The following is a 15,696-nucleotide window of genomic DNA, read 5'->3' as shown; positions in this document are numbered from 1 at the left end:
CCGCTCAGCGGCGGCCGGCCGGCAACTCCCCGATCCACCGGTGTGCGGTGGTGCACGCCTCGGCTTCGCTGCCCCGCAGGTGCTCGACGACCTCGCCGTCGGCCCACAGCATGAGGGCGACCGTCCCGGGAGGGATCGGGGTCAGCCCGATGAGCAGGCGCCGCCCGTCGCGCTCGACGACCCGCTCGGCGGTGAGCCAGTGCCCGGTCGTGCCGGTGCGGGTGACCGTCCAGGCCGAGTCGGCGGCGAGCTCGGCCACCGACCGGGGTACGAGTTCCCCGGTCTGTTCGTCGGGCACGGCCACCACCCTCGCCTGGGTTTCCGATCCGGTGTGCTACCGGTGAATCTTAGGTTAACAACGGCCGGCGTGGATTTCCGGAACGCCACGCTGAGCTGCGCTTTCGGGGCACCCCGGTCCGGTTGGCGCAGTTCCCGGGTGCCGCCGGTGGTACCCCGCCGCGGACATGATCCACTACCGTGGGCCGAAACCTGGGGGCCGCGACCGCAGGAGCCGTCATGCCGACCCTCACCACCGTGGCCGACTGGACGATCACCGCGTCCGGTGACACCGCGACCTTCACCCATGCCGCCGCCGGTGGCCACTGGGCGCCGCGGGTGTGGAGCGGGCGGGGTCTCGCGATCGCCGAGGCCGACCTCCCCGCGCTCGACAAGGTGCTGGGCGAGGTGCTGAAGCTGCCGATCTACTGGCTGGCCCGCGCTCGCCGCGATCCCGGCGCGGGGGAGGCGGCGGTGTGGTCGGAGCCGCGGTACGACTCCGGCGACCAGTTCGTCCACCTCGACGGCCCGTGCCGGGCCGACGACCCGGCCGCGGGGTACCGGCCGGTCCCGGCGTTCGCCATCGACCTGGTCCACCTGCGCGGCCTGCGGATCAGGGTCGCCGCGTACCGGGCGGCGGCCTGGCGCTGAACGAGACGACGTCCGCCGCGCGGACTGCTCGTCGTGGCGTTCGCCGTCGAGGACGTCCGGGGCACTGTCCAGGGGGGAGAGCCGCGCCGCGGTCGTACTTCCGGGTGATCTGGGCCGGCCGGTCCTTTCGTACCATCAGCGGGTGAACTCCGCGCTCCGCTCGCTGTGGGACGAACCCCGGCCGCCCGATCCGCCGTCACGGGTGTGGCGTGACTGGGCGCTGCTCGGCGTGCTCGGGGCCGCCGTGGTGCTCGAGGGCCTGTTCCGGCCGGACATGCCGTGGCGGGTCCTGTCGGTGCTCGTCGTCGCCGTGCTGGTGCCGACGTTGCTGTGGCGCCGGACCCGGCCGTTCCCGATGTTCCTGGCCTCGTTCGGCACCACGTCCGTCCTCATGCTGCTGACCGGCGGTGCGGCCCCGTCGGCGTATGCGCTGGCCGGGCTGCTGCTCCTGCCGTATTCGTTGGCGCGGTGGGGGTCGGGGCGCGAGATCGTGCTCGGGCTGGGGATCGTGCTGCCCGGGACCGGCTTGGCGGTCGCCCTCGGGCAGAAGGGCGTCGCCGACGCGGTGGGCGGGCTGGTCGTGCTGTTCGCGACCGTCACGCTGGCCGCGGCGGTCCGGTACCGGGCCCGCGCGCGGCTGCGGGAGCTGGACCAGGCCAAGCTGCTCGAGCGGGAACGGCTGGCCCGGGACCTGCACGACACGGTCGCCCACCACGTCTCGGCGATGGCGATCCGCGCGCAGGCCGGCCTGGCGATGATGCCGTCGCGGCCGGAAGCCGCGGCCGACGCGCTGCGGCTGATCGAAGCCGAAGCGGCGCGCGCCCTCGACGAGATGCGCGCCATGGTCCGCGTCCTGCGCCGCGACGAGCCGGCCGACCTCGCGCCGAACCCGCGGATCGCCGATCTGGAGAAGCTCATGAGCCGGGCCCGCCCGTCCGTCGACGTGACGGTCGCCGGTGACGTCGACGACCTCCCGCCGTCGATCGGCAGCGCGATCTACCGCCTGGCCCAGGAATCGGTCACCAACGCCCGGCGTCACGCCCGGCACGTGACCCGGATCGAGGTCCGGGTCACCGCCGACGACACCTCGGTGCGGCTGCGCGTGAGCGATGACGGAGAGCCCGGCCCGGTGCGCCCGGCGTCGTCGTCGGGCTACGGACTCGCCGGGATGATCGAGCGGGCCGGCCTGCTCGGCGGGACCTGCGAAGCGGGCCCGAACCCGGGGCGCGGCTGGACCGTGACCGCCGTCCTGCCCCGGGGCGGGGCGGCGGCATGAGCATCCGCGTGCTCGTCGCCGACGACCAGGAGATCGTCCGCACCGGCCTGACCATGCTGCTCGACAGCCAGCCGGGGATCGAGGTCGTCGGCGAGGCCGCGGACGGCGAGGCGGCCGTCGAGCTGGCGCGGCGGCTGCGCCCCGACGTGTGCCTGTTCGACATCCGCATGCCCGGCACCGACGGCATCGAGGCCACCCGCCGGCTGGCCGGCCCCGGCGTCGAGAACCCCCTGGCCGTCGTCGTCATCACCACGTTCGATCTCGACGAGTACGTGTATGCGGCGTTGCGGGCGGGCGCGCGGGGGTTCCTGCTCAAGAACGCGGGCGCCCCGCTGCTCGCCCAGGCCGTCCACGCCGCCGCGACCGGCGAGGCCCTGATCGCGCCCAGCGTCACCGCGCGGCTGCTCGAGGCCTTCGCGGGCACCGGATCCGGCGCGCCGAGCCAGCCCGTCGAACCCCTCACCGACCGCGAAGAACAGGTCCTGCTGAGCGTGGCGCGCGGGCGGACCAACCACGAGATCACCGAGGAGCTCTACATCACGCTGAGCACGGTCAAGACCCACGTCGCGAGCCTGATGGCGAAGCTCGGCGCCCGCAACCGCGTCGAGATCGCCATCTGGGCCCACGAAACCCGTCGCGTCCGCACCGCGGCCGGGGCACCGGCACCGGCGCCGCGCCGAAAGTACTAGCGCGGGGCGGTACTTAAGGCCGGTCGAGGTCCGGCCCTTCTGCCGATGAGCCGCGGGCCGTCGGCCGTCATGCTGGGCGAAGACGTCCGCGCATGACCTCCGAGAGGGGCTTTTCCTTGCTGCACAACAAAAGACCGGAGTGGCTGCTCCCGGCGGGGCTGCTTCTGCTCAGCGCGGTGCCGGTGGCCGCCGGAGCCGCGCGCGTGGCCGAGCTGGCGGGCGGCGCGCGGGTCACCGCCGACAACGCGCGGTTCTTCGCCACGCCGGTGCCCGTCGTGCTGCACATCTTCGGCGCGACCATTTTCTGTGTCCTGGGGGCGTTCCAGTTCGTGCCGGCGCTGCGCCGGCGCCGGCCCCGCTGGCACCGGGTCGCGGGGCGGCTGCTGGTGCCCTGCGGGCTTGCCGCGGCGCTGTCGGGTCTGTGGATGACGCTGTTCTCCGACCTTCCGCCGGGCGACGGTGACCTCCTCGCCGTGTTCCGGCTGTTCTTCGGCACGGCGATGGCCGTGTCGATCGTCCTGGCCACGCTCGCGATCCGCCGGCGTGACGTTCGCCGGCACCGGGTCTGGATGACCCGCGGGTACGCGATCGGGCTGGGCGCGGGGACCCAGGTGCTGACGCACGTCCCGTGGACCCTGCTGGTGGGCGTGCCCGGCGAGGTCACCCGGGCGATGCTGATGGCGGCGGGCTGGGTGCTCAACCTCGTCGTCGCCGAATGGGCCCTGCGCCGGCGGCCGCCGGTCCGCGCGGCCGCCACGCCCGCGGTGCCGCTCGGCTGAGACCGAGGCGGCTCGGTGTGAGCGGCGTCACCGATCAGGAATCCGCCGCCGGGTCGTCGGTTCCGGTAGCCCCCTCGCCCCGGTGGAAGGATCGACGACCATGACCGACGCCAGACCGCTGGGCGCCGACGAGGCCGCGTTCATCGCGGCCGCCGGCTCAGGTGACCCGGCGCGGTTCGCGCTCGTCACCGAGCGCCAGCGGCGTGAGCTGCAGGTGCACTGCTACCGGATGCTCGCGAACTACGAGGACGCCCAGGACCTGACGCAGGAGACGTTCCTGCGGGCGTGGCACAAGCGGGAGTCGTTCCAGGGCCACGCCGCGCTGCGGACCTGGCTGTACCGGATCGCGACGAACGCCTGCCTCGACTTCCTGGAGAAGCGCAACGACCGCACGCCCCGGCCGGTCGAGGTGCCGGGCGAGGTCTGGGAGGTGCCGCACCTGCAGCCCTACCCCGACCGGATGCTCCCCGAGGACCCGCAGGAAGCGGTGGTGGCGCGGGAGACGGTCGAGCTGGCGTTCATCGTCGCCGTCCAGCACCTGCCGCCGCGGCAGCGGGCGGTGTTCGTCCTGCGCGACGTCCAAGGCTGGCCGGCGTCGAAGGCCGCCGACGCGCTCGGGCTGACCGTCGCCTCGGTGACCAGCGCCCTGCAGCGGGCGCGCGTGACGATGCGGGAGCAGCTGCCCGGCCGCCGCCTCGACTGGCGCAGCCCCGCCACCCACGAGCTGTCGGACGACGAGCGCGGCGTGGTGAAGTCGTACATCGACGCCCATGAGCGCAACGACCTCGACGGCTTGATGTCCCTGCTGCGGGACGAGCTGCGGTTCGCGATGCTGCCCGATCCGGGCACCGTGACGATCGGGGCCGAGGAGGCGGTCGACGGCTGGGTCTCCGGCGGGCTCTTCCAGCGCGGCTACGACGACTGGCGCGGTATCCCCACGACCGTCAACCGCATGCCGGCCGCCGTGCTGTACCGCCGCGCCCCCGGCGACCCGGAGCACCGGCTGTTCGTCATCGCGGTCCTGCACGTCGTCGACGGGAAGATCGCCGAGCTCACCGGGTTCGATGCCGCCGGCCAGCCGTGGCTGGGGCTGTCCCCGACGCTGTGACCGGGCACCGCGCCCCGCCGCCGTCGCCGGCGGGGCACGGTGAGCTCACCGTCTCGTCTCGTACCGGGTCAGCACCACGCCGCCGGGAAAGGTCCGCGTCTCCACCAGGTCCAGCTGCACCCGGCTGTCCAGCGCGGTGAAGAACGGCGTGCCGCCGCCCGCCACGACCGGATAGGTGGCCAGGGCGTACTCGTCGATCAGCCCGGCCCGCATGGCCGCCCCGGCGAGCGTGGCGCCGCCGATGCGCATCGGGCCGCCGTCGCCGGCCTTGAGCCGGCTGATCTCGGCGACGGCGTCGCCGGTGACCAGGCGGGTGTTCCAGCCGATCTCCCCGACGTCGCCGACGTCGCCGACGTCGCCGACGTCGCCGACGTCGCCGACGTCGCCGACCTTGCCGAGCGTCGAGGAGAACACCACCTTGGGCGTGTCCCGCCAGTTCCGCGCGAACTCGACCTGCGCCGGCGTGGCGTCGGGCTGCTGGTCGCCGGTCGGCCAGTAGGAGCTCATCGTCTCCCACAGCTTGCGCCCGTACAGCGTCAGTGCACTCGCCCGCTCCTGGTCGAGCCACCACTGGAAAAGCTCATCGCTCGGCGGCCCGCCCCAGCCGATGTCATCCCCGGGCGCGGCGATGTAGCCGTCCAGGGTCACGTTCATGCCGAAGATCAGGTTCCGCATCGTGTCAGCCTCCTGTGAGTCGATCTCACACGTACAGACGGTCGCGGCGCGGGAACCTGATCGGTGCGCCGCCCTTCAGACGTCGCGGCGGGTGACGCACAAGGCCGCCGCGGTGGTCGTGACGGCGAGGTACGTCAGGCAGACCAGTGTCGCGAAGCCGGCGGACGGCCACTCCGGGTCGTGGAAAGTGGTCCAGGTCAGGCCCTCTCCGGCGACGCCGGGTGCCCAGCGGACGAGCGCGGGGGAGTTCGAAATCCCCTTCAAGACGATGACGCTGAGGAACAGCAGCCCGACCACGACGGCGGTCGCGCCCGCGGTGTGCCGGACGATCATGCCGATCGCGGCTCCGAGCAGGGCGACGGTGCCGATGTAGAAGCCTTGGCCGAGCACGGCGCGCAGGACGTTCGGGTCGCCGAGGCCGACGTCGAGGTGCCGGGCGGCGAGGGCGGCCTGTCCGGTGAAGAAGGTGAGGAAGGCGAGCAGTACGCCGGCTGCGAGCGCGATTCCGCCGATGACGAGCAGCTTGGCGGCCACGACCCGGCCGCGTCGCGGGGTGGCGGCGAAGGTGGCGCGGATCGTGCCCGTGCCGTACTCCGCGGTGACGGCGAGGACGCCGAGCAACCCGAAGGCGAACTGGGCCGGCTGGAAGCCGGTGAAGGTGCCGAACACGGGGTCGAACTCCGTGCGCGCCCGTGGTCCCCAAGCGTCCCAGGACCGGACGGCGGAGCGCGCTTGGAACACGGCGAGGGAGAGCGTTGCGGCCGCCGCGACAGCCAGGATGAGCGGTGTCGAGCGCAGTGAGCGGAGCTTCGTCCACTCGGCGGCCAGCAGGCCGCGGCCGGGCGGGAACGGGCTCATCGGGCGTCCTCTCGGTGGGGCCCGCTGCGGTACTGCAGGCCGGGGTCGGTGATCCGGCGGAAGACGTCTTCGAGCGACGGCGGGCGCGGGGTCAGTTCGAGCAGGGGGATGCTGTGCGCGGCGGCGATCGCGGCGACGTCACCGGGGGCGAGCCCGGCGACCGCGAGGCCGTGACGTGGCTCGGCGGTCACGCGGGCACCGCGCGCGGTGAACAACTCCGCGAGTGGCGTCTCCGCCGCGGTGCGGACCAGCACGTCGCCGCCTCCGGCGTGGTGCACCAGATCCGCCATGGACGAGTCCGACAGGAGCCGGCCGCGGCCGAGGATCAGGACGTGGTCGGCGGTCAGCTGCAGCTCGCTGATCAGGTGGCTGGAGATCAGCACGGTGCGGCCTTCGCCGGCCATCGACCGGAGCAGCCCGCGGATCCAGTGCACGCCCTCGGGATCGAGGCCGTTGACCGGCTCGTCGAAGATCAGGATCCCGGGGTCGCCGAGCAGCGCGGCGGCGATGCCCAGCCGCTGTTTCATGCCGAGGGAGAAACCGCCGACCCGCCGGTGGCCGACGTCGGCGAGCCCGGTGATCGTCAGGACTTCGGTGACGCGGCCGGCGGGGATGTCGTTGGTCTGGGCGAGCCAGCGGAGGTGATCGCGGGCGCGGCGGCCCCCGTGCAGGGCGGTCGCGTCGAGGAGGGCGCCGATCTGCCGCAGCGGCCGCTCGAGCGCCCGATACGGCCGGCCGTCGACCAGGACCCGGCCGCCGGTCGGTGCGTCCAGGCCGAGGATCAGCCGGATGGTGGTCGACTTGCCGGCGCCGTTGGGGCCGAGGAATCCGGTCACCCGGCCGGGCCGGATGCGGAAGGTCAGCCGGTCGACGGCTGTTCGCCGGCCGTAGGTCTTGGTCAGGTCGTCGGCTTCGATCATCAGGTCCTCCTCGGTCGTGCTGCCGGTTCACCGTGCCCGGCCGAGGCCGGTGCGGTCATCGCCGCCGGGGCGTGGGCCGCGCGGTGTATGCCTGGCGGCATAGGCCGGTTGACCGATGCGCGGGGATCCGGGGCCTGGTTACGGTCGGGCGATGACCACCGAGGTGCGCACGCCGCCGTTCATGCGGTGGCGGCCGGGGCATTGGACCCTGCTCGACTGCGCGGCCGCCTTCGTCGTCGCGGCCTTCTGGGCCGCACCCCTGGTCGGCGGCCGAGGGGACGGGCCGCCGGAGGCGCGCTGGCACGCCATGGCCGGGTTGCTCGGCGCGGCGGCCCTGGCCGTGCCGCTCGCGCTGCGGCGCCGGTGGCCGCTGGGGGCGTTCGTGGTGGCGGTTCCGGCGTTCGGGCTGTCGCTGGCGACGTCGGTCGTGCCGGTGGTCCCGCTCGGGTCGGTGCCGATGGCCGCGGTCGCGTATTCGCTGGCGGCCAAGGAATCTCGCCGGGTCGCGTACGCCGCGCTCGGGACGGTCGTGGTGCTCGTCGCCGCGGCCACGAGTGTCTGGAGTGGACAGTGGTCCTGGCCGGCGGTGACGGTGCTGCTGCCCGGGGCGGTGGTGGTCCTGGGCTGGACGATCGGCGTGCTGGTCGCGCAGCGCCGCGCGTATGCCGAAGCGCTGCGCGTGCAACGGGAGCGCGACACCGACAGCCGGGTGCGCCTCGCCGTGACCGATGAACGGCTGCAGATCGCGCGGGAGCTGCACGACGTCGTGGCGCACAGCATGAGCGTGATCACGATCCAGGCCGACATGGGTCGCCTGGTGCTGGACCGCAAGCCCGCGGTCGCCGGCGCCGCGCTCGGCGTGATCGAGACGACCGGCCGGGCGGCGTTGACCGAACTGCGCCGGATGCTCGGTGTCCTCCGCGAAGACGACAGCGCTCCCGGCGCCCTCGAGCCGGCGCCGGGGCTGGCTGCGCTGGACGGCCTCGTCGTTCGCACCGCGGCGGCCGGTGTCCGGGTGGAGGTCGTGGTGCGGGGCACGCCGCGAGCGCTGCCGGCGGGGATCGACCTGTCCGCTTACCGGATCGTGCAGGAGGCGTTGACCAACGTCGTCAAACACGCCGCCGTCCCCGGCTGCCGGCTCGCGATCGCGTATGAGGACGGCGCCGTGGCCTTGGTGATCACCGACCACGGCCGCGGCGGCCCACCGCGCCCCGGCGGCCACGGGCTGGTCGGCATGCGGGAGCGCGCCCTGCTCTGCGGCGGCGAATTCGGCGCGGGACCGGTGCCGGGCGGCGGGTTCGAAGTCACGGCGCGGCTGCCGGACCGGGACGGCCGATGACCCGGGTGCTCATCGCCGACGACCAAGTGCTCGTGCGGGCCGGGTTCCGCGAGATCGTCGCCTCGGCCGACGACCTCGACGTGGTCGGCGAAGCCGCCACCGGCGCCGAGGCGGTTCTGCTGGCCCCGCGCGCACGGCCGGACGTCGTGGTGATGGACATCCGCATGCCGGTCATGGACGGCATCGAGGCGACCCGGCGGATCACCGCGACGGTGCCGGGCAGCCGCGTGCTGGTGCTCACGACGTTCGACCTCGACGAGTACGTGTTCGGGGCGTTGCACGCGGGAGCGGCGGGATTCCTGCTCAAGGACACCCCATCGGCGGACCTCCTGGCCGCGATCCGCACGATCGCGGCCGGCGAAGCGTTGCTGGCGCCGGGGGTGACGCGCCGGCTGATCGCCGAGTTCGTCACCCGCTCCCCGGCACCGCGGGCCCGGCCCGGGCCGCCCGGGCCGCCCGCGCCGCTGCCCGCCGCGATCACGGCCCGCGAGCGCGAGGTGCTGGTCCTGGTCGCCGAGGGGCTCTCGAACGCGGAAATCGGGCAGCGGCTGCACATCACCGCCGGGACCGCCAAGACCCACGTCGCCCACCTGCTGCTCAAGCTGGCCGCCCGCGACCGTGTGCAGCTGGTGATCGTCGCCTACCAGGCCGGTCTGGTCACGCCCTGAAGCCCGCGGGCACCGGCGGGTCAGCCGGAAACGGCGAGCACGTGTTTTCCCATGACGCCGCCGCGTTCGAAGGCCTGGTGCGCGGCGGCGACGTCGGCCAGCGGGTACACGCTGTGCACGACCGGGCGTAGTGCGCCGGACGTGACGTGGCCGGCCGTGTCGTCCAGCACGGCCGAGCCGGGATTCGCGCTGAACGTGCGGATGCGCCGGGACCCGTGGATGGCCGATGCCGCGATCGCGGCCAGTGCGGGCGCCGACAGCCCGACGGTGACCATCCGGCCGCCCTTGGCCAGCCGGCCGCGGTAGCAGTTCAGCTCGGAGCCGACCGTGTCGAGGATGACGTCGAACGGTCCGAGCTGCTCCGAGGTGGTGGTGCTGTAGTCGAGGACCTCGTCGGCCCCCAGATCGCGCAGGGCCGTGGCGTGGCGGCCGCGGGCCAGCGCGGTGACGTGGCCGCCCATCGCGTGGGCCAGCTGCACGGCCGCGGTGCCGACCCCGCCCGCGGCGCCGCGGACCAGGACCCGCTCGCCGTCGCGCAGCCCGACGCTCTCGCGCAACGCGAGCAACGCGGTGCTGCCCGCCACCACCAGGGACGCCGCTTCGATCGCCGAGACGCCCGCGGGAGCGAGACCGATGCGGCCGGCGGCGACCACGACGTACTCGGCCGCCGCCGCGGTCGTGTGCCGCTGCCGCGGGTGCACCGTGCCCCACACCCGGTCCCCGGCACGGAAATCCGCCACGCCGGCGCCGGCCGTGACGACGACGCCGGCGAAGTCCAGGCCGGCCCCGATCGGGAACTTCCGGCCCGACACCATCTTCAGGCCGCCGGCGCGGACGATCGTGTCGTGTCCGTTCACGCTGGACGCCTCGACCGCCACCAGGACTTCGCCGGCACCGGGCGTGGGGGTGTCGGTTTCGGTGACCCGCAGGACTTCCGGCGTTCCGAAGCTCGTGATCTGGGCGGCCTTCATGGCGTATTTCCTTCCGTGACCGGCTGGTACGGAACCGATCCTGGGCCCCGGGAGCGTCAGCTCGGTCGGTCCCCTTTTCCTGGGTCCGCCGGACCCACCCTCGCCCGTCACGTCCCCGGCATACTGGGCCGATGACCGACGACTCCCGCCGCGCGCTCGCCGACTTCCTGCGGACCCGGCGAACCCGGCTCCGGCCGCAGGACGTCGGCCTCGAACCCGGCCCGCGGCGGCGCGTCGCGGGGCTGCGCCGCGAAGAACTGGCCCTGCTGGCCGGCGTGAGCTCGGACTACTACCAGCGCATGGAGCAGGGCCGCGACGTGCGGCCCTCCGACCAGGTCCTCGACGCCATCGCCGGCGCGTTGAACTTCTCCGCCGAGGAAACCCGGCACCTGCACAGCCTCGCCGCCGCCGCGCGCACCCCGGCCCGCTCCGCCCGCGCGTACCCGCCGGAGGAGGTGCCGGAGACCACGCTGCGGTTGCTGGGTGCGACCACCTCGCCCGCCCTGGTCGTCGGGCGCTTCCTGGACCTGCTGGCCTGGAACCCGCTGGCCGGCGCTCTGCTCGGCGCGTCCACCGAGCTGCCCCGGGCCGAGCGGAACCTGCTCGCGCTGCTGCTGCACCCGGAGGCCGACCGGACGTGCCCGGAGCGGGCGGCCACCGTCGCCGAACTGACCGCGATGCTGCGGGCCCAGGTCGCCGCCGAGCCGGGGCACCCGCGCGCGGTCGAACTGGTGGGTGAGCTGGCGGTGCGCAGCACGGAGTTCGCGACGCTGTGGGCCCGTCACGACGTCGAAGACACCACGCGTGGCCGGATGCGCCTCGAGCACCCGCTGGTCGGCGAGCTGAACCTGGACTGGGACGCCTACCCGATGCCGGGTGCCCCCGGGCCCGTGCTCATCGTCTACACCGCCGAGCCGGGCGGCCCGGACCACGAACGGCTTCAGCTGCTGAGCGGCCTGCTCGACGCACCCGGCAGACCGGCGACCGCCGGCTGAGCGGGTGCTCGGCTCACGATCGGGCTCGGTGGGCGAGCTCCGCGGGATCCGGGGGAGTGGTCGGGTAGACCTCGGCGTCGAAGAACCGGGCGAACGGCAGGGTCGCCAGCGTCTCCGCGACTTCCGCCTCATCGGCGGCGACGACCTCGACGAACGTCGCCCGCCGGGCGGGGGAAACGTAGTGGGCGCCGATCCGCCCCTGCGAGCGCAGCACTTCCAGCTGCTTCTGCTCGTCCTCTCGCAGCGCGGCGAATTCCGCGAGGTCGGTGTCGTCGCGGAGGGTCGCGAACACCATGAAGGTGGGCGTCGCGGCGGGGTTCGGAGTTGACATGGCCGGTCCTTCCGAAGGGTGATCCGTGGCGTCGCCACGGGGTGATGTCAGCTGATGACATCACCGTACCACAGCGATGTCATCGGCTGACATCACTCGGCGAGTTCGCGGCCGATCGCCCTGAACTCGCCGGATGGGACGATGGGAGCCGGGAGCCGGTGACCGGCTGCGCGAGGCCGCGCTGAACCTGTACCTCGAACGCGGCTTCGACCAGACCATGGTCAACGACATCGCCGCACGGGCCGGCGTGACCGCCCGCACCTTCTTCCGCCACTTCGCCGACAAGCGCGAGGTCCTCTTCGACGCGGCGGCCGAGGTGGAGAAGAAGTCGCTGGCCGCGCTGGAGGGGGCGCCCGCCACGACGTCGGCGCTGGATCTGGTCGCCGCCGCGCTCGAGGCAGTGGCCGACATCGTCGGACGCGACCGTGAAATCGCCCGGATCCGCCGCACGGTGATCATGGCCAACGCCGATCTCCGGGAACGCGAGTTGATCAAGCACGCCCAGATGACGGCCGTACTCGCCGACGGGCTTCGCCGGCGGGGTATCGGCGACGCCGAGGTCGAGCTGGCCGCCGAAACCGGCTCCGCGGTGTACCGGGTCGCCTTCCGGCGCTGGGTCGACGACGGCGACCTGGATCTGTGCGAGGCCCTCGACCAGTCGTTCGCCCGGCTCCGCACGCTGATCGCGGCCGGCTGATCGCCGTGCCCGGCGGGGCTGGCCGGAATTGCTGTCCATTGGCCAATTAGAGTGTTGATTGGCGTTGTTGACCTTTGTCCGGCCGGTGAATTTTACGTTGCTTTTACCCGGGCGACCATTCATCCGCTCCGAGGCACCGTTCGGCGACTTCGGGATGCCGCCCCGACGGGCCCGTCCATACACTCGAATCCAGGGCGAGTGTGTGTGTGGGGGGAAATGGAGCACTCACGACTGGTCGTCCATCGCACGGTGCTCGCGGTGGATATCGAAGGTTACGGCAACCAGGGCAGGACCACGCCGCACCGGCTCGTGGTGCGACAAGGGCTCGACCTCGCGCTACGGCGGGCCTTCAAGGAAGCCGGGGTGCCGTGGTTCGATTGCCGGCACGAAAGCACCGGCGACGGAACCCTCGTGCTCGTGCCGGCGCAGGTCCTCAAAGGACCGTTCGTCGAAGTTCTTTCCGTGGCCCTCGCCAGGGAACTCGAGCAGCACAATCAAACGCACCGGGCCGAGGAGCGGATCCGGCTGAGAATGGCGCTCCACGCCGGAGAAGTCGCCTATGATGACCAAGGAGCGACCGGTCCGGCGATCAATCAGGCATTCCGCCTGATTGAAGCTCCTCAGCTCAAGATCGCTTTGGCCGAATCGCCGGGAACGCTCGCGCTGATCGTTTCGACGTGGTTCTTCGACGAAGTCGTCCGCAGCAGCACCATTGTGGACTCCTCGACGTTTCGGCCGGTGCGCGTGGCCGTGAAGGAGACCGCGACCGTCGGCTGGATCAGCCTGCCGGATCACCCGTACCCGCCGAACACCGGAGAGCTCGTTCCGGCGGAACCGGAGCAACCGCCGCGGCGGCCGGAAGCGGCGCCTTTCCCGCCGGCGGTGAGCGGCCGCTCCACGCTTCCCCGTGACCTCCCCGCGTTCACCGGCCGTGCTCAGGAGCTGGCCGAGCTCACCGCGACGGTGTCCACCGCGGCAGGCCAGGGCACCCTGGGGATGGCCGTCCACGTCGTGGACGGCATGCCGGGCATCGGGAAGACGACGTTCGCGGTCCGCGCCGCCTACCGGCTCGCCGGCCATTTCCCCGACGGCCAGGTCTTCCTCGAACTGCACGGCCACAGTCCCGGCCAGGCACCCGTGGACCCCGGGGATGCCCTGGCATCGCTGCTGATGCTCCGGGGCGTTGCCGCGATCGACATTCCCGCCGGCCTGGACGATCGGGCCCGGCTGTGGCGGGAGAAGCTGGCCGGGCGGAAGATCCTGCTGCTGCTCGACGACGCCGTCGGTGACGAGCAGGTCCGGCCGCTGCTGCCCGGCAGTCCCGGCAGCCTCGTGCTGGTCACCAGCCGGCGGCGGCTCGAGTCCGTCGCCGACGCCGGCCCGGTCTCGCTGCAGACCCTCCCGCCACCGGACGCCGCGGCGATGTTCCAGCGCTACACCGGCACGCATCGGCACGATCCCCGAGCCGTGGCCGAGCTGATGGCGATGTGCGGGTACCTGCCGCTGGCCATCACGCTCACGGCCGGCCGGCTGCGCAACCACCCCTGCTGGACGCCCGAGCAGCTGGCCGACGACCTCCGGCGCTCCCGCAACCGGATCACTATGTTCCGCGCGGGCAGCCGAACCGTGGCCGCGGCGTTCGACCTCTCCTACCGGGACTTGAGCCCGGACGAGAAACGGCTCTTCCGCCGGCTCGCCCTGCACCCCGGCACCCGGATCGAGGTGCACGCGGCCGCGGCGCTCGACGGCGAAGATCCGGAAACGACCTGTGAACGTCTCGACGCGCTGTACCTCAACCACCTGCTCGAAGAAGTGGTGCCCGGTCGCTATCGCCTCCACGATCTGACCCGGGCCTACAGCCTCACCCTGAGCAGCGAGGATGGTGACGACAAAGCCTTCGAACGCCTGCTCGACCACTACCTCTACGCCGTCCGGTCGGCGACGCGCTTCGTCGCCACCCGCGGCCCGCGCCCGCAGATCGCCGCCGAGCCGCCGGCCGGGACACCCGAATTCGAGTCGAAGGGCGAGGCGATCGCGTGGTTGAGCGCGGAACGCGCCAACCTCGGTGCCTGCATCACGTATGCCGCGGTCCACGGCCACCTGCACCGGGCCGCGGAACTCGCGGTCGCGCTCCACCCCTACCTCGAGCAACACGGATTCTGGCATGAGGCCCACCGGATCGACCAGACCGTGCTGGCCGCGGAACTGGCGGCGGGCGACCTCACGGACGAAGCGGCCACCCGCGCGGACCTGGGCCGGGTGCAGAGCCTGCTCGGAGACTATCCCGCGGCGGTCGAACACCTGGTCCGAGCACGGGACCTGTGTGCCGGATCGGGCGACCGGCTCGGCGAAGCCGCGGCGCTGACCGAAATCGGGTTCGCTCGAATGGAGCTCTGCGAGTACCCGGAAGCGATCGAGTACCTCACCCGTGCCCGCACGCTCTACGAAAAGCTGGAGAACCCGTTCGGGGTCGCCGGCGCACTCGGCAGCCTCGCGAGCGTGCAGTTCCGGCTCGGCCGGCACGACGCCGCCCGAGCCGATGGCCGGCGGGCTCTTGCGCTGTACACCGAACTCGGCAACAGGCTCGGTGAAGCCTTGAGCCTGCTCTGCATCGGCTGTACCTACGGTGTCTGCGGGGACTACGCGAGCGCGATCGACACCTTCGATCAAGTGCTTTCCCTGTCCCGGGAGCTGGGTGACCGGTACACCGAGGCCAGGGCCCTGAACAACCTCGGCCGGATGTACTTCGAGTGCGGTGACTACGGAATGGCCGACAGTTGCTACAGCAGCGCCCAGCTCATCTACAGCCGGTTGGACAGCCGGACCCGGGAAGCGGTGGCCCTGAACAACCTCGGCCGGCTGCACCACGCGGGCGGCAACTTCAGGCTGGCGCTCAGGTACCTGGAGCGCGCCCGGGTCCTGTTCGGTGACGACCGGGCCTGGCAGGCCGAGAACCTCAACAATCTCGGCGGCCTGGCCCTGGCCTGGCCCGAAGCGGGTGACCCCGGCGAGTTCTACCGGCAAGCCCTCGGCCAGTCGAGAGCCATCGGGCTCCGCCTGCAGGAAGGACGGGCGCTCGAAGGGCTCGGCCGATGTTCGTTGAGAGCCGTGGACGTCGCGGACGGCGTGGCCCGGCTGCGGGAGGCATTGGTCGTGTTCGACGAACTGAAGGCTCCGGAGGCGAAGGCCGTGAGGGCTGCTCTCGCGCACTTTGTCGGCGGGTAGCGCGCGGGGCCCTGTTCGGACGGCCCGGTCGGGATCCAGCGACCGGGCCGTCCGAACAGGACCACCGAAGCGGGTCCTACCCCTGGTGGTCGTTGAGGTAGTAGTGGGTGCTCGCGTGCTTGCTTGACCTTTTCGTCCGCGTACCGCGTCGGACGGCTTTCCGGTGGAGGGTCAGGGCTTCTCGAAGTGCTGGTAGTCGATGGGGGTGTCCCAGGAGCCGCCCCAGGTCCAGCCGCGG

17 protein-coding genes are annotated in these 15,696 nt (G+C 72.7%); 10 read left to right on the top strand and 7 right to left on the bottom strand.

The genetic code is table 11. The features are described from left to right. Nucleotides 1-4: 4 nt before the first annotated feature. Nucleotides 5-298 (bottom strand): hypothetical protein, encoded by a 294-nt coding sequence (locus C2L58_RS09265; protein WP_103337210.1) that lies wholly within the window; start codon nucleotides 296-298, stop codon nucleotides 5-7. A 218-nt stretch (nucleotides 299-516) separates the two neighbouring features. Between C2L58_RS09265 and C2L58_RS09260 the strand changes: the two genes are divergently transcribed. From C2L58_RS09260 to C2L58_RS09240, 5 genes are all read left to right on the top strand, one after another. After that, nucleotides 517-927 (top strand): hypothetical protein, encoded by a 411-nt coding sequence (locus tag C2L58_RS09260; protein ID WP_103337146.1) that lies wholly within the window; start codon nucleotides 517-519, stop codon nucleotides 925-927. Between the two features lie 142 nt (nucleotides 928-1,069). Further along, nucleotides 1,070-2,203 carry a sensor histidine kinase gene (locus tag C2L58_RS09255; protein WP_103337145.1) on the top strand — a complete coding sequence of 378 codons (1,134 nt, stop codon included), beginning with the start codon at nucleotides 1,070-1,072 and terminating at the stop codon, nucleotides 2,201-2,203. Continuing rightward, the gene (locus C2L58_RS09250; RefSeq protein ID WP_103337144.1) at nucleotides 2,200-2,892 is read left to right on the top strand and encodes a response regulator; all 693 of its coding nucleotides are present in this window, start codon (nucleotides 2,200-2,202) and stop codon (nucleotides 2,890-2,892) included. The genes C2L58_RS09255 and C2L58_RS09250 overlap by 4 nt, the downstream gene beginning before the upstream one ends. 92 nt (nucleotides 2,893-2,984) lie before the next feature. Further along, the gene (locus C2L58_RS09245; RefSeq protein WP_233225636.1) at nucleotides 2,985-3,671 is read left to right on the top strand and encodes a DUF2306 domain-containing protein; all 687 of its coding nucleotides are present in this window, start codon (nucleotides 2,985-2,987) and stop codon (nucleotides 3,669-3,671) included. A gap of 100 nt (nucleotides 3,672-3,771) precedes the next feature. Further along, nucleotides 3,772-4,779 carry an RNA polymerase subunit sigma-70 gene (locus C2L58_RS09240; protein WP_103337143.1) on the top strand — a complete coding sequence of 336 codons (1,008 nt, stop codon included), beginning with the start codon at nucleotides 3,772-3,774 and terminating at the stop codon, nucleotides 4,777-4,779. Between the two features lie 45 nt (nucleotides 4,780-4,824). Here C2L58_RS09240 and C2L58_RS09235 read toward each other — a convergent pair whose 3' ends face one another. The 3 genes from C2L58_RS09235 to C2L58_RS09225 form a co-directional block, all read right to left on the bottom strand. Beyond that, nucleotides 4,825-5,454, bottom strand: coding sequence for a dihydrofolate reductase family protein (locus tag C2L58_RS09235; RefSeq protein WP_103337142.1), 630 nt, complete (start codon nucleotides 5,452-5,454; stop codon nucleotides 4,825-4,827). Nucleotides 5,455-5,529: 75 nt separating this feature from the next. Continuing rightward, the gene (locus C2L58_RS09230; protein ID WP_103337141.1) at nucleotides 5,530-6,312 is read right to left on the bottom strand and encodes an ABC transporter permease subunit; all 783 of its coding nucleotides are present in this window, start codon (nucleotides 6,310-6,312) and stop codon (nucleotides 5,530-5,532) included. Beyond that, nucleotides 6,309-7,232 carry an ABC transporter ATP-binding protein gene (locus C2L58_RS09225; RefSeq protein WP_103337140.1) on the bottom strand — a complete coding sequence of 308 codons (924 nt, stop codon included), beginning with the start codon at nucleotides 7,230-7,232 and terminating at the stop codon, nucleotides 6,309-6,311. The genes C2L58_RS09230 and C2L58_RS09225 overlap by 4 nt, the downstream gene beginning before the upstream one ends. Nucleotides 7,233-7,383: 151 nt before the next feature. On the opposite strand from C2L58_RS09225, the gene C2L58_RS09220 reads away from it, so the two are divergent. After that, nucleotides 7,384-8,571, top strand: coding sequence for a sensor histidine kinase (locus tag C2L58_RS09220; RefSeq protein ID WP_233225635.1), 1,188 nt, complete (start codon nucleotides 7,384-7,386; stop codon nucleotides 8,569-8,571). Then, on the top strand, nucleotides 8,568-9,239 hold the full coding sequence (locus C2L58_RS09215; protein ID WP_103337138.1) for a response regulator: 672 nt from the start codon (nucleotides 8,568-8,570) through the stop codon (nucleotides 9,237-9,239). The genes C2L58_RS09220 and C2L58_RS09215 overlap by 4 nt, the downstream gene beginning before the upstream one ends. Before the next feature lie 20 nt (nucleotides 9,240-9,259). Here the strand turns inward: C2L58_RS09215 and C2L58_RS09210 are convergent, their stop codons facing one another. Then, complete coding sequence (locus C2L58_RS09210) at nucleotides 9,260-10,210, bottom strand: NADP-dependent oxidoreductase (RefSeq protein ID WP_103337137.1); 951 nt, start codon at nucleotides 10,208-10,210, stop codon at nucleotides 9,260-9,262. Between the two features lie 131 nt (nucleotides 10,211-10,341). Here C2L58_RS09210 and C2L58_RS09205 point away from each other — a divergent pair, with 131 nt between their 5' ends. After that, nucleotides 10,342-11,205 (top strand): helix-turn-helix domain-containing protein, encoded by an 864-nt coding sequence (locus tag C2L58_RS09205; RefSeq protein ID WP_103337136.1) that lies wholly within the window; start codon nucleotides 10,342-10,344, stop codon nucleotides 11,203-11,205. Nucleotides 11,206-11,218: 13 nt separating this feature from the next. On the opposite strand, the gene C2L58_RS09200 is transcribed toward C2L58_RS09205, so the two are convergent. Then, the gene (locus tag C2L58_RS09200; protein ID WP_103337135.1) at nucleotides 11,219-11,536 is read right to left on the bottom strand and encodes a muconolactone Delta-isomerase family protein; all 318 of its coding nucleotides are present in this window, start codon (nucleotides 11,534-11,536) and stop codon (nucleotides 11,219-11,221) included. Nucleotides 11,537-11,669: 133 nt separating this feature from the next. Here C2L58_RS09200 and C2L58_RS09195 point away from each other — a divergent pair, with 133 nt between their 5' ends. After that, nucleotides 11,670-12,233: a TetR family transcriptional regulator gene (locus tag C2L58_RS09195; RefSeq protein WP_103337134.1), complete on the top strand. Its 564-nt coding sequence runs from the start codon at nucleotides 11,670-11,672 to the stop codon at nucleotides 12,231-12,233. A gap of 51 nt (nucleotides 12,234-12,284) precedes the next feature. After that, complete coding sequence (locus tag C2L58_RS09190) at nucleotides 12,285-15,458, top strand: tetratricopeptide repeat protein (RefSeq protein WP_233225634.1); 3,174 nt, start codon at nucleotides 12,285-12,287, stop codon at nucleotides 15,456-15,458. A gap of 171 nt (nucleotides 15,459-15,629) precedes the next feature. Here the strand turns inward: C2L58_RS09190 and C2L58_RS09185 are convergent. Continuing rightward, nucleotides 15,630-15,696 (bottom strand): M15 family metallopeptidase (locus tag C2L58_RS09185; RefSeq protein WP_146073563.1); only part of this gene is annotated, 67 nt, incomplete at its 5' end.

Origin of the sequence: Amycolatopsis sp. CA-126428 (assembly GCF_002904335.1) — a bacterium.
GTDB lineage: Bacteria > Actinomycetota > Actinomycetes > Mycobacteriales > Pseudonocardiaceae > Amycolatopsis.
Note: the sequence above shows the minus strand (reverse complement) of the source record. Positions and strands in the feature narration are given on the sequence as shown.